Annotated in this window: 14 protein-coding genes and 1 tRNA gene; 7 read left to right on the top strand and 8 right to left on the bottom strand. The window is 66.3% G+C overall.

Annotated elements, in window-relative coordinates; translation table 11 throughout:
• Positions 1–37: 37 nt before the first annotated feature.
• The 3 genes from ispF to TVC13_RS09970 form a co-directional block, all read right to left on the bottom strand.
• Positions 38–523, bottom strand: a complete 486-nt coding sequence (gene ispF / locus TVC13_RS09980) for a 2-C-methyl-D-erythritol 2,4-cyclodiphosphate synthase (RefSeq protein WP_422401057.1) — start codon at positions 521–523, stop codon at positions 38–40.
• A gap of 5 nt (positions 524–528) precedes the next feature.
• Positions 529–1,290: a 2-C-methyl-D-erythritol 4-phosphate cytidylyltransferase gene (ispD, locus tag TVC13_RS09975; RefSeq protein WP_422401056.1), complete on the bottom strand. Its 762-nt coding sequence runs from the start codon at positions 1,288–1,290 to the stop codon at positions 529–531.
• Between the two features lie 109 nt (positions 1,291–1,399).
• Positions 1,400–1,882, bottom strand: a complete 483-nt coding sequence (locus TVC13_RS09970; RefSeq protein WP_055240754.1) for a CarD family transcriptional regulator — start codon at positions 1,880–1,882, stop codon at positions 1,400–1,402.
• 241 nt (positions 1,883–2,123) lie between these two features.
• Between TVC13_RS09970 and TVC13_RS09965 the strand changes: the two genes are divergently transcribed.
• Positions 2,124–2,663, top strand: a complete 540-nt coding sequence (locus tag TVC13_RS09965) for a hypothetical protein (RefSeq protein ID WP_422401055.1) — start codon at positions 2,124–2,126, stop codon at positions 2,661–2,663.
• A gap of 79 nt (positions 2,664–2,742) precedes the next feature.
• On the opposite strand, the gene TVC13_RS09960 is transcribed toward TVC13_RS09965, so the two are convergent.
• Both TVC13_RS09960 and TVC13_RS09955 read right to left on the bottom strand, forming a co-directional pair.
• Entirely contained in the window at positions 2,743–3,423 is a 681-nt protein-coding gene (locus tag TVC13_RS09960) for a response regulator (RefSeq protein ID WP_422401054.1), read from the bottom strand.
• A 1-nt stretch (position 3,424) separates the two neighbouring features.
• Complete coding sequence (locus TVC13_RS09955; RefSeq protein ID WP_422401053.1) at positions 3,425–4,618, bottom strand: sensor histidine kinase; 1,194 nt, start codon at positions 4,616–4,618, stop codon at positions 3,425–3,427.
• Positions 4,619–4,791: 173 nt separating this feature from the next.
• Here TVC13_RS09955 and phoU point away from each other — a divergent pair, with 173 nt between their 5' ends.
• On the top strand, positions 4,792–5,454 hold the full coding sequence (gene phoU, locus TVC13_RS09950) for a phosphate signaling complex protein PhoU (RefSeq protein ID WP_422401052.1): 663 nt from the start codon (positions 4,792–4,794) through the stop codon (positions 5,452–5,454).
• A 77-nt stretch (positions 5,455–5,531) separates the two neighbouring features.
• On the opposite strand, the gene TVC13_RS09945 is transcribed toward phoU, so the two are convergent.
• A complete protein-coding gene (locus TVC13_RS09945; protein ID WP_422401051.1) occupies positions 5,532–6,287 on the bottom strand; it encodes a phosphoglyceromutase in 756 nt (251 codons plus the stop codon).
• A gap of 181 nt (positions 6,288–6,468) precedes the next feature.
• On the opposite strand from TVC13_RS09945, the gene TVC13_RS09940 reads away from it, so the two are divergent.
• Positions 6,469–7,236 (top strand): class I SAM-dependent methyltransferase, encoded by a 768-nt coding sequence (locus TVC13_RS09940; RefSeq protein ID WP_422401050.1) that lies wholly within the window; start codon positions 6,469–6,471, stop codon positions 7,234–7,236.
• Between the two features lie 9 nt (positions 7,237–7,245).
• Here TVC13_RS09940 and TVC13_RS09935 read toward each other — a convergent pair whose 3' ends face one another.
• Together TVC13_RS09935 and TVC13_RS09930 are read right to left on the bottom strand one after the other, a co-directional pair.
• On the bottom strand, positions 7,246–7,569 hold the full coding sequence (locus TVC13_RS09935; protein ID WP_422401049.1) for a DUF2516 family protein: 324 nt from the start codon (positions 7,567–7,569) through the stop codon (positions 7,246–7,248).
• A gap of 9 nt (positions 7,570–7,578) precedes the next feature.
• Complete coding sequence (locus tag TVC13_RS09930; protein ID WP_422401048.1) at positions 7,579–8,733, bottom strand: trans-sulfuration enzyme family protein; 1,155 nt, start codon at positions 8,731–8,733, stop codon at positions 7,579–7,581.
• 163 nt (positions 8,734–8,896) lie between these two features.
• Between TVC13_RS09930 and tmk the strand changes: the two genes are divergently transcribed.
• The 4 genes from tmk (at position 8,897) to TVC13_RS09910 (ending at position 12,499) form a co-directional block, all read left to right on the top strand.
• Entirely contained in the window at positions 8,897–9,532 is a 636-nt protein-coding gene (tmk, locus tag TVC13_RS09925; RefSeq protein ID WP_422401065.1) for a dTMP kinase, read from the top strand.
• Entirely contained in the window at positions 9,529–10,671 is a 1,143-nt protein-coding gene (locus TVC13_RS09920; RefSeq protein ID WP_422401047.1) for a DNA polymerase III subunit delta', read from the top strand. The genes tmk and TVC13_RS09920 overlap by 4 nt, the downstream gene beginning before the upstream one ends.
• A 53-nt stretch (positions 10,672–10,724) precedes the next feature.
• The gene (locus TVC13_RS09915; RefSeq protein ID WP_422401046.1) at positions 10,725–12,293 is read left to right on the top strand and encodes an alpha/beta hydrolase; all 1,569 of its coding nucleotides are present in this window, start codon (positions 10,725–10,727) and stop codon (positions 12,291–12,293) included.
• A 130-nt stretch (positions 12,294–12,423) separates the two neighbouring features.
• Positions 12,424–12,499 (top strand) — tRNA-Thr (locus TVC13_RS09910).
• Positions 12,500–12,667: the final 168 nt, after the last annotated feature.

Below are 12,667 nucleotides of genomic sequence, written 5' to 3'. Positions count from 1 at the left end.
CCGCGCCTGCAGGCAGGTTACGCTCCCGGCCGGCGGCTCAGACCGCGACGACGACGGCGGTGGCCACGGCGGCGATCCCTTCACCGCGGCCGGTAAAGCCCAGCCCGTCGGTGGTGGTTGCCGAGACATTCACCGGAGCGCCTGCCGCCGCGGTCAGGACGGCTTCCGCCTCGGCCCGGCGGGGGCTGAACTTGGGGCGGTTGCCGATCAGCTGCACCGAGACGTTGCCGATCCGGAAGCCGGCCTCGCGGACCAGCCGGGCGGCCTCCGCGAGCATGACAGTTCCGGCTGCTCCGGCATACTCGGGGCGGTCCGTGCCGAAATGGGTGCCGAGGTCTCCGATGCCGGCTGCCGAGAACAGGGCATCGGCGGCAGCGTGGGCCACGACGTCGCCGTCGGAGTGCCCGGCGAGCCCCCGTTCACCCTCCCAGAGGAGGCCGGCGACCCAGAGCGGGCGCGGAGCATCCAGCGGGGCGAAGGCATGGACGTCGGTGCCGATGCCGGTGCGGGGCAGTGCTTCCACGGTTCTTAATCCTCCTGCATGCTGGAGCCGCCGGACAGGACTGCTTCAGCGAGCAGCAGGTCCAGCGGAGTAGTGATCTTCAGGGACATGGCAGAGCCCTCCACCACGTGGACGGGAACGCCGAGGCTTTCCACCAGCATGGCGTCATCGGTGACGGCGGCAGCCTGCTGCTCGTCGAATTCCGCGGCGGCGGCGTGTGCGCGGCGGAGCACTCCGGCTTCGAAGCCCTGCGGTGTCTGCACCGCGCGGAGGGTGGACCGGTCGGGTGTTCCGGTGACCTGAGCGGGGGCCGGGGACTGTTCACCGGTTGCCGGCTGGACGGACTTCACGGTGTCCACTACCGGAACTGCCGGTATGACAGCCTGCGCTCCGGCGGCCAGTGCGGCAGTGACGCGGTGGAACACCTGCGCGGGTGCGAGGGCCCGGGCAGCATCGTGGACCAGTACGGCGTCGAGGTCTTCGGGGAGGGCCTGCAGGGCGGCGCGGACTGAGTCTGCCCTGGTGGCGCCGCCGTCGACCACCTCAATGGGGCAGCTGAGCGGAGTCGCTCCGCAGAGGGCCCGCAGCGCCGTGTCCGCGGCGGGCACAGCGACGGCGATCGCGGAGGCTACGCCGCAGGCGTCCACGCCGCGCAGGGCATGGGCAAGGAGCATTTCCCCTGCCAGCGGCACCTGCGCCTTCGGCATGCCGTACCCGAGACGCTGGCCGGACCCGCCGGCCACCAGGATGACGCCCACTCGATAGGGGCCGGGAATGGATTCAGACACGGCTCAAGCCTAGTGCCACGGCGCCCCTGGTGCCCGCAGCCGCGTGCAAACCGGGCTTTAAACGGCCGTTGCCGGCCCGCTGATGCGGACCGGCAACGTGAATCAGGTATTAGCTGGAGAGGACTTCGTCCAGTACAGCGGCAGCCTGGTCCTCGTCAGTCTTCTCGGCCAGGGCCAGCTCCGAAATGAGAATCTGGCGTGCCTTCGCAAGCATGCGCTTCTCGCCCGCGGAAAGACCGCGGTCGTGGTCGCGGCGCCAGAGGTCACGGACGACCTCGGCTACCTTGACGACGTCGCCCGAAGCGAGCTTCTCCAGATTTGCTTTGTAACGGCGGGACCAGTTGGTGGGTTCTTCTGTCAGTTCAGCGCGGAGGACATCGAAGACGTGCTCGAGGCCTTCCTTGCCAACGACGTCACGAACCCCAACGAGGTCAACGTTCTCAGCCGGTACTTCAATGGTCAGATCACCCTGTGCCACCTTGAGCTTGAGATACATTTTCTCTTCGCCCTTGATGGTCCGCATCTTGATCTCTTCGATCTTCGCGGCACCGTGGTGAGGGTAAACAACTGTTTCGCCAACCTCAAAAACCATGTGGACTTTCCCCTTTCCCGAACCCTAGTTTAGCATGCGGACGACACGCCGAGAAGAGTTTTCGCAGGTCAGCGGGCAGGGGCCCAAAACTGAGTATTATTCAGCCTCTCGCCGGTAGCCTACTGAGTAGTTCTGATCAGCCCCCTGACGTCGCTAAATCCATGTTTTTCGGGGTTTGCCGATAGGCTAGGAACAAACGTCCCCTCGGTCCTCCGACCGCCACCCTTCAGGAGTTTGTGCTGTGATTTTCACATCCAGGAACCGGACGCGGAACGCTGCCGCCGCCGGTGTTATCGCGCTGTCGCTGCTGGGCGCCACCGGCTGCAGTGCCGTGAACGATCAGGCAACCACCATGCAGTACTCCCCGTCCGACGGCATTGTCCAGGACCTGGGCGACCTGCAGCTGCGCAACATCCTGGTTGTCAGCGAGGGCGACGGCGAGCCGGGACGCCTCATGGGCACCGTAATCAATGACTCCACCGACCCCATCAACTTTGAGCTCTCCATCGGCGGCTCCGAGCTGACCTGGAACATCCCCGGCGGCGGCAAGGTCGTCTACGACGACGCCCCCCAGTCCGAGGTTCTGGTCGAGACCGTCAGCGTCCTTCCGGGCACCGGCATCCGCGCCGAGGCCAAGGACGGCTCGGAGACCGCAGAACTGAACGTTCCCGTGGTAGACGGCCAGGTCACTTACTACCGCGATTACCTTCCGACCCCGGAGCCCACTCCGGAAGCCACTGATTCGGCTACCGGCGAGGCAACCGAAACGCCTGCTCCGTAACAGCACACAGACATACAAATGGGTCCGTCCGGTTTCGCCGGACGGACCCATTTTTGTGTGTCCGGTTGTTCAGCTGCCCTCAGGCCTCGAACTTGTAGCCCAGGCCGCGCACCGTCACCAGGTGCTGAGGCGCGGAGGGATCCGGTTCGATCTTCGCCCGCAGGCGCTTTACGTGAACGTCCAGGGTCTTGGTGTCCCCCACGTAGTCCGCGCCCCATACACGCTCGATCAGCTGGCCCCGGGTCATTACCCGCCCGGAGTTGCGCAGCAGCATTTCCAGCAGCTCGAACTCCTTCAGGGGCAGGGACACCGTGGTCCCATTCACGCTGACCACGTGCCGGTCCACGTCCATCCGGACCGGCCCGGCCTGGACCGTGGCCGCATTGAGGTCCGCTGAGTCGCTGCGTCGGCGCAGCACCGCACGCACCCGCGCCAGCAGCTCGCGCGAGGAGTACGGCTTGGTGACGTAGTCATCGGCACCGAGCTCCAGCCCCACCACCTTGTCTATCTCAGCGTCCCGGGCAGTGAGCATGATGACCGGCACGTCCGAGCGCTGGCGCAGCTGCCGGCAGACCTCGGTTCCGGACTGGCCCGGAAGCATCAGGTCCAGCAGCACCAGGTCCGCTCCGGATCGGTCGAACTCGGCTACGGCATCCAGGCCGTTGTCCACGACCGCGACCTCAAACCCCTCACGTTCCAGAAGGTAGGACAACGGGTCGCTGAAGGACTCTTCATCCTCCACAATCAGGATCCTGCTCAACTTACTCCTTGCCGGCCGGCGCCGCGGCGCCGTCTGTCTGCGGCGGTACATCCGCCGATTCCTCGTTATCCGCAGCTTCCATTTCGGGCAGCCGCACGGTGAAGGTGGACCCCTGCCCCGGCTGGGACCACAGGTTCACTTCACCGCCGTGGTTGGAAACCACATGCTTGACAATGCTCAGGCCCAGCCCGGTGCCGCCGGTGTTCCGGGACCGGGCGGCATCGATGCGGTAGAAGCGCTCGAAGACCCTTTCCTGGTCCTCTGCGGCAATGCCCGGTCCGCGGTCGGTTACCGTGACCTGTGCCAGTCCGTCGCGGGACCGGATGCCCACGCCCACCTGGCTGCCCTCGGGCGAGTAGCGGATGGCGTTGTCGATGAGGTTGCGGAACGCAGTGGTCAGCATGGGGCCGTCCGCGTACACCGGGTTCTCCGCAGAGCCGCCCACCACCACGGTGATGTTCCGCCGTTCCGCGGGCAGCCGGTTGGCTTCTACGGCGTCGGCCACCAGCTCATTGATGTCCACCGGCTCCGCGTGGTCCACCATGTCGGTGCCCTGGAGCCGGGAGAGTTCAATGATGTCCTGGACCAGGGCAGAGAGCCGGACCGTTTCCTTGTGCATCCGCTTCGCGAACCGGCGCACCGCCTCCTCGTCCGCAGCGGCGTCGTCAATCGCTTCGGCCAGCAGCGAGATGGCGCCCACCGGGGTCTTGAGTTCGTGGGAAACGTTGGCAACGAAGTCGTTGCGCATTTCTTCGGTCCGGGTGGCTTCGGTGCGGTCATCGGCCAGGATGAGGATGTACTCCTCGGCGATCGGAGCCACCCGCAGCTGGAGGATCAGGCTTCCCTGCCCCATCAGCCCCCGGTTCAGCTCAACGTTCCGCTCTTCGATGACGCCGTCGCGGCGCACCCGGGCGGTCAGTTCCAGCACTTCCTCCTGCATCAGCGTGTGGCCGCGCACCAGGCCAAAGGCATAGGCACCGGGGCTTGCCCGGACCACGCCGTCGATCCCGTCCACAACAATGTAGGCGCGCCCAAGGACGCCGAGGATCTCTGCCGCACCTTCGGACAGGGCGGGCTCGTCCACTTCGGCCAGGTCGCGGCGGTGCCGCTGGCTGGAGATGTAGCCGACGACGCCGAACACACCAACGGCCAGGCCGAGGATGCCTGAGAGCAGGCCCAGCAGTAGAGGATTCACAGTCCTAGCTTAGGCTGACGCATTTGTGCCGGAGGGCACTCCAGTGGCATTCGACCAACCGTTAAACTAACGTTCACTTCAAGAGGGCCGAGAGTTAACCGGATGCTGGGAGCATAAACACAGCCGCGACGCCGGTTCCGGCCCGATAAGAGTTGATCGAAAGGACGCATTAAGTGCGCAAGGTTTTCCAGGCCGAGCTTCACCAGATCGGTGAGGAGCTGACCCAGATTTCACAGCTCGTCACGGAGGCGATGAAGAAGGCCACGCAGGCGTTCGAGACGGCCGACACCGAACTGGCCCAGGACGTAATTGCTGCCGACGCCCGCATCGACTTCCTCCAGAACGACCTCGATGAGCGGGCCATCGACGTCCTGGCCCTGCAGGGGCCGGTAGCCAGCGACCTGCGGATGATCGTCGGTTCGCTGCGGATGAGCGCGTCACTGGAGCGCATGGGAGACCTGGCCCGCCATGTCGCGCAGCTGGCCCGCCTGCGCTACCCGGCCAGTGTTGTGCCGGAAAACATGGTGGAGACTTTCAAGGAAATGGCCCGGCTGGACATCGCCATCTCGGAACTGCTCACGGAATTGCTCGAGACGCGCAACCTGGAACTCAGCAAGGACATTTACGCGCACAACACGCGCATCAACGAGCTCCATGCCGGCGTGTTCAAGGCCGTTGCTTCCCCGGACTGGAACAACTCCCCCGTCACCACGGTGGACCTGACCCTGGCCAGCCGCTACTTCGAGCGCTTCGCCGACCACGGTGTCTCCGTGACCCGCAAGGTCAACTACCTGGTGACCGGAGAATGGCAGCCGATCTCGGAGAGCTCCCTGTAGCCCGGCTACACAAAAGAGGTGGGCCGGCCCCCCGGGGGGGGGGGGCGGGCACCTCTTTTTGCGTGGGTGCAGTCCTGCTACTTCTTCTGCTTGCCCTGGTTGGCAACGGCCTGGATCGAGGCCGCGGCGGCTTCCGGATCCAGGTAGGTGCCGCCGGCCTTGACCGGCTTGAGGTCTTCGTCGAGTTCGTAAACCAGCGGTATGCCGGTGGGGATGTTGACGGCGGCAATGTCGGCGTCGGAAATCCCGTCCAGGTGCTTGACCAGCGCACGCAGCGAATTGCCGTGGGCCGCGATCATGACAGTCTTGCCGGACTTGATGTCCTCGGAGATCTCGTTCTCCCAGTACGGCAGGAAACGCTCAAGGACATCCTTGAGGCACTCGGTGCGCGGCTTTTCGTCGTCGGCCAGGTCTGCATACCGGGCGTCGTGCGCCTGGGAGAAGTCGCTGTCGTCCGGCAGGGGCGGCGGCGGAGTGTCGTAGGAACGGCGCCAGAGCATGAACTGCTCCTCGCCGTACTCGGCCAGCGTCTGCGCCTTGTCCTTGCCCTGGAGGGCGCCGTAGTGGCGTTCGTTCAGGCGCCAGCTGCGCTTGACGTCGATCCAGATGCGGTCAGCTTTACCCAGCGCGATATTGGCGGTGTTGATCGCCCGCTGCAGCCGCGAGGTGTAGAGGATGTCGGGAAGAATATCGTTCTCCACCAGCAGTTCCCCGGCACGCAGTGCCTCGGCCCGGCCCAGGTCCGTGAGATCCACATCCACCCAGCCGGTGAAGAGGTTCTTTTCATTCCATTCACTCTGCCCGTGGCGCAGAAGGATCACTTTGTAGGTCATAAAAGCATCGTAGCCGCAGAGCGCGGGACCATGGCAGGGCGCCCGTAACCAACCTGCCTTGTAGCGCGTTATTCGGACCGGCCGTCCCGCCCGCGCTCCCCGAGCCGGCGTCCGGTCCCAAGCATGCTCCGCTGGCCGGTAACATTGTTTGGTGAAAATCCCCTCAAAACCCGTAGGAAATGTGACCCGGGGCACTACAAACCCGAACCGTCTGCGCAGGGTTGACCGATGGCTGTCCGGACCGGAGGGGTGGCGGCTACGGAGGGCAGAAGATCCACTGGTCATTGACCTTGGTTACGGGGCAGCCCCTGTCACGGCGGTTGAACTGCATTCGCGGATCCGCGGGGTTCGGGCCGATGCCAGTGTGATCGGCATTGAAATCGACCCCGAACGGGTGCGGGCAGCCAAGCCGCTGGAGCGGGCGGGCCTGAGCTTTGTCCAGGGCGGATTCGAACTGCCCCTGGGCGGCCGGCGTCCGGTCATGGTGCGGGCGTTCAACGTGCTGCGGCAGTACAGCGAAGACGAATACGCCGCCCACTGGGACATGGTGTGCAGCCGGCTGGCCGACGGCGGAATCTTTATTGACGGAACATGCGACGAGATTGGCCGCCGGTCCACCTGGGTGGTGCTGGAGGCGGGCGGCCCGGTTTCACTGAGCATTTCCCTGCGGTTTGGCGCCTTCAGCCTGCCGTCCGACGTCGCGGAGCGGCTGCCGAAGGCGCTGATCCACCGGAACGTGCCCGGGGAACGTGTGCATGCTTTCCTGCAGGCGATGGACAAGGCCTGGACTGCTGCGGCTCCGATGGCGTCCTACGGCAACCGCCAGCGCTGGATCGAGATGTGCCGCACGCTGCGCACGGAAGGGTGGCCGCTGCTGACCGGGCCAGGCCGCTGGCGGCTGGGAGAGATCACCGTGGCGTGGGACGCCGTCGCACCCGCTGCGGACTAGGAGCGGGGATTACCAGGAGCCGTAGGCTCCGCCGCGCCCCTTGTTCTCATTGAGCGCCGGGCGCACGTCCGCGAGGTAGACCGACGCAGCGACGACGGCGGCCAGTTCAAACAGGAGCAGGGCCAGCGGGCCGAAGAGCAGCACGGAGAGCAGCCCGACGGCGGCAGCACCGCCGGTCAGGCCCAGCCAGAATCCCTTGGTGCGCTTGTAGGCGCGCTCAAAATCCGCGGGCTTCCGCCGCAGGCAGTCGGCAAAGGCCCACAGCTCGATGACCAGCGCCACGATGCCCAGCGCCAGGTAGATGAGGTTCCGCAACAATTCAACAAGTGCCACTGGACCACCCTACCGTGGAAGCGCGCGGTCGAGGTCGTTCCAGAGGTCCTCAACATTTTCGATTCCCACTGACAATCGGAGCAGGTTCTCCGGGACGGAGACCGGTTCCGCCGGCTGACGGCGCCGGCGTTCGATCAGTGACTCAACGCCGCCCAGCGAGGTAGCCGGCAGCCAGAGTTCAACGTTCTCCGTGACGGCGTCAGCGGCCTCGGCGCCGCCGGCAACCTCAATGCAGACAATGGAGCCGAACCCGTCCATCTGCGCGGCTGCGCGGGCATGCCCCGGATCCTGCGGCAGGCCCGGGTAGCGGACCGCTTCCACGCCGGGATGCGATGCCAGCCGGCGTGCCAGTTCCATGGCCGATTCCATGGAACGCTGCACCCGCAGCGCCAGGGTGCGCAGTCCGCGCAGGGCCAGCCACACCTCAAACGGACCGCCCACGGCACCGTGCAGCGAACGGTAGGTAAGCAGGCGGGCCCGCAGGTCCGGATCGGAAGTGACTGTGGCGCCGAGGACGACGTCGGAATGGCCGGAAAGGTACTTGGTCACCGAATGGACCACGACGTCGGCACCCAGGTCCAGAGGCCTGGTTACCAGCGGTGTGGAGAAGGTGTTGTCCACCACGACCAGCGCTCCGGCGGCATGCGCGGCGTCGGCCAGGACCGCGAGCTCGGCCACCTCAAGCATGGGGTTGGTGGGGCTTTCAAGCCAGAGCATGGCAGCGCCGTCGAGCGCGGAGATGACCTCTTCGGTGTTGGCGATGTCCACGGTGCGCACGCTGATGCGGCCGTCCCGGGCGTCCCCGGCTGCGAGCAGGAGCGAACCCTGGTAACTGTGCCGCGGCATCACGAGCGTGCCGCCGGCAGGGATCAGTGACATGGCAGCGATGACTGCGGCGAGGCCGGAAGAGTAGACCAGTGCCGGCAGCTCAGCGTTCTCCAGTGTGCCGAGGGCTTCCTCGAACGGGTCCCAGGTGGGGTTGGAGTACCGGCCGTAGATCCGGTCGCCGTCGCGGGTTTCCCGGGTTCCGTGGAAAGTGGAGGTCAGAACGATTGGCGGGTTGACGGCCGAGTCCGCGGTGCGTTCGGGTCGCCCCGCGGAAACGACGGTGGTTTCCACCGATAACTGTGCTGCGGCCTGCCCGTGCCCGGTTGCTGTGCTCATGGGTTTTAGCGTAGACCGCGCAGCCGTGCCGATGCTGTTCAGGCACCGGCACGGCTGTCATGTTCCTTCACCGACGCTGCCCAACCCAGAGTTCAGACGAATGGTGCCGGGTCCGGGCGGCAGGCAGTTTCCCAGCATCACTGGGTAGGCTAGGCGGGTGAGTATTTCTGAACCCCGTACCGGACTTTTCATCGCTTTCGAAGGCGGCGACGGCGCGGGCAAGTCGACCCAGGCAGCGCTGCTCACCCAAACACTGCAGGACGCCGGACGAACCGTGCTCCGCACCCGCGAACCCGGCGGAACACCCGTAGGTGAAAAGCTGCGTTCCCTGGTCCTGGAACACGGCCACGGGCAGATCGATGCCCGCACCGAAGCCCTGATCTTCGCTGCCTCCCGCGCCGCCCACGTGGAACAGGTGATCCTGCCCGCGCTGGAGCGCGGCGACGTCGTGGTCTGCGACCGCTACATCGATTCGTCGGTTGCCTATCAGGGCGCCGGACGGAACCTGGGCACCGGCGAAGTGCGCTCCGTCAACGAATGGGCCACCGGAGGGCTGGTACCGGACCTGACCGTGCTGCTGGATGTGGACCCGGAAGCCGGACGCAGCCGTCGCACCGCCTCCGATGCCGCCGAAGACCGGCTCGAATCCGAGCCGGACAGCTTCCACGGCAGCATCCGGCGGGCCTTTTTGGCTTTGGCCGAAGCTTCGCCTGGCCGGTACCTGGTCCTGGACGCCGCAGCGCCGGTCCCCGAGCTGGCAGGAAAAATCCTCGCCCGCGTTGAGGAACTGCTGCCGTGAGCGTCTGGGATGATCTCCAGGGCCAGACGCCCGTAGTCGAACAGCTGCGCCGTGCCGCAGCGCAGGAGCGACCCACCCACGCCTGGCTGTTCACCGGTCCTCCCGGATCAGGAAGGTCCAATGCCGCCCGCGCCTTCGCCGCGGCGCTGCTGTGCGAGGAGCCGGATCCGGCCCAGCGCGGATGCGGCACCTGCCGCTCCTGCCGCACCGCAATGGCCGGCTCCCACGCCGATGTTTCCTCCGTGACCACTGAAAAGGTCACCATCAGCATCGACGAAGCCCGTGAGCTGGTGAAGAAGGCGCAGGACAAGCCGTCCACCGGGCGCTGGCGTGTGCTGATCGTTGAAGACGCCGACCGCATGCAGGAACGCAGCACCAACGTGCTGCTCAAAGCGATCGAAGAACCGCCGCCGCGGACCATCTGGCTGCTGTGTGCGCCCAGCCCGGGCGATGTGCTGGTCACCATCCGCTCCCGCTGCCGGCCCGTGGGCCTGCGGCTGCCTCCGGTGCAGGACGTCGCCGAGCTGCTGGTACGCCGTGACGGAATCGACCCGGATGTGGCACAGGACGCGGCCCGCTCGGCACAGAGCCATGTGGGTGTAGCCAAACGGCTGGCCACCGATGAAGGGGCGCGGCAGCGGCGGGAGAAGATCGTCCGGCTGCCGCTGTCCCTGCGCAGTGTTTCCGGTGCCATGAAAGCCGCCGCTGACCTGGTTGCCCTGGCCGAGGCGGAAGCCGCCAGTTCCTTCGAGGCGCGCGACGCCGAGGAGAAGGCTGCACTGCTGGCGTCCCTCGGTGCGCCGGAGTCCGGGACCTTGCCGCCGTCGATGCGCAGCCAGGTCAAGCGCCTGGAAGAAGACCAGCTGCGCCGGGCCAAGCGGTCCAAGAACGACTACTTCGACCGCGCCCTCACCGACCTCCTCTCTTTCTACCGTGACGCTCTGGTGCTGGCACTGGATTCCGGCACGGATCTGGTGAACGAACCGCTGCGCTCCGAACTGGAGGCTTTTGCCGCCCGCACCACGCCGGAGGCCATCCTGGCGCGCATGGAGGAAATCAATGCGGTGCGCCGGCGGCTGGTCACCACCAACGTGGCCCCGCTGCTGGCGATCGAAGCCATGGCTGTCAGCCTTTTGTGAAGCACCGCGAACCCCACTACGAAGCCCGCACCCCCGGACCAGGAGCCGCCGCAATGACCCTTGAACGACGCCGACCGCGGGTTGCCGCCCGCATCCTGCGCCGCGCCGCCGCGGCCTCAACTGCCGCCGTCGTCCTGGCCGGCCTGGTTGCCTGCACTCCTGACAGTTCCGACGGGCCCGCTGAGGGAACGAAAACCGCGGCGCCCGAAGTTGTCGGCGACGTCCCCGGGGAGCTGGAGGACTTTTATACCCAGGAAGTGGTCTGGGAATCCTGCGAAGGCGATTTCCTGTGCGCCACCGTGGAAGTTCCCCTGGATTATGAAAATCCGGGAAAGCGAAGCATTGAGCTGAGCGTGATCCTCGCCGAGGCCGGCGGCACGCCGGCGGGAACCGTACTGGTGAACCCGGGCGGCCCCGGCGGCTCCGGCTACACCACCGTCCGGGACTCCCTGGAGGGAATTACCACGGACCGGCTGCGCCGCGAATTCAATATCCTGGGCTTCGACCCCCGCGGAGTCGGCCGGTCCACTCCGGTGGACTGCCTCAGCGATGAGGAACTCGACGAAGCACGCGCCGAAATCCTGGACCCCTCCACCGATGCCGGGCTGGAAGAAGCCCGGGCCAGCGCCGCCGAGTACGCCGATGCCTGCGCGGAGGCCTCCGGCGAGCTCCTCGGGTTCGTGGACACTGAAAGTGCTGCCCGGGACATGGACATCCTGCGCGCCGTCGCCGGCGACCCGAAGCTGAACTACCTGGGCTTCTCCTACGGCACGTTCCTGGGCGCAACCTACGCCGAGCTGTTCCCCGGGAAGGTGGGCCGCCTGGTCCTGGACGGAGGCCTCGATCCGGCCGCCAGCAACGAGGAAATCACCCTGGGACAGGCGCGGGCGTTCGAGAAGGCCATCCGCGCCTATGTCCAGGATTGCCAAACTTCCTCCGGCTGCCCGCTGGAAGGCACCGTGGATGACGGCGTGCAGACGATCCGTGACCTCATTGCCTCCGTTGAAGCCAGTCCGCTCAGCGCCTCCGACGGACGCCTGGTGACCGTCTCCACGTTCGTCAGCGGGTTCATCCTGCCGCTGTATAACGACGCGAACTGGCCGGCCCTTACCCAGGCCCTCAGCTCCGCCCTCCGCGGCGATCCCACCACCATGCTGATGCTGGCGGACCTCGGTGCGGAACGGAACCCGGACGGCACCTACGAGTCCAACTCCTATGAGGTCTTCAGCGCCGTGAACTGCCTGGACTACCCGATGGAGGCTGATCCCGTGCAGATGGCCGCTGACGCCGCGGAACTGGAGGAGGCCTCCCCCACGCTGGGACGTTTCCTCGCCTACGGCGGGCTGACCTGCGAAGCCTGGCCCTACGAACCGGTCAACGAGCCCCGGCCGCTCACCGCCGAGGGCTCCGATCCAATCGTGGTGGTCGGCACCACCGGCGACCCCGCCACCCCGTACGAATGGTCCCAGTCCCTCGCCGGACAGCTGGACTCCGCCGTGCTGGTGACCTGGGAAGCCGAAGGCCACACCGCCTACGGACGGGGGAACCAGTGCATTGCCGACGCCGTGGATGACTACTTCATTGACGGCACGGTCCCCGAGGACGGCCTCGTCTGCTCCTAGGGACGGGATGCGGTGTCCGGTTCCTTTCCGGACCGGGCACCGCAGGCCGGCAGCGCTTTTGACCGCGCTGCCCGCGCCGTATAAAGTAATTCCTTGTGGATTCTGGCCGGTGACCGGCTGGAGGAAGCCCGCCTCCTTAGCTCAGTTGGTAGAGCGTCTCACTCGTAATGAGAAGGTCGCCAGTTCGATTCTGGCAGGAGGCTCCACTTTCGAAGCCCCCGGCACCAGCACTGGTTCCGGGGGCTTCGCTGCAGAGCCATGGACTTCCGGGAGCCGACATCACTTTCCTTCGCAAAGCGCTCCGGAAGCACCCCAACACCGCGCAGGCAACCGGCTACGTCCTGCACGTTTTCTTCGGCGTCTGCATCCTGGCC

Source organism: Arthrobacter sp. 3Tela_A (assembly GCF_049311025.1).
Lineage (GTDB): Bacteria > Actinomycetota > Actinomycetes > Actinomycetales > Micrococcaceae > Arthrobacter_B.
This window is presented reverse-complemented; position numbering and strand designations above follow the sequence as displayed.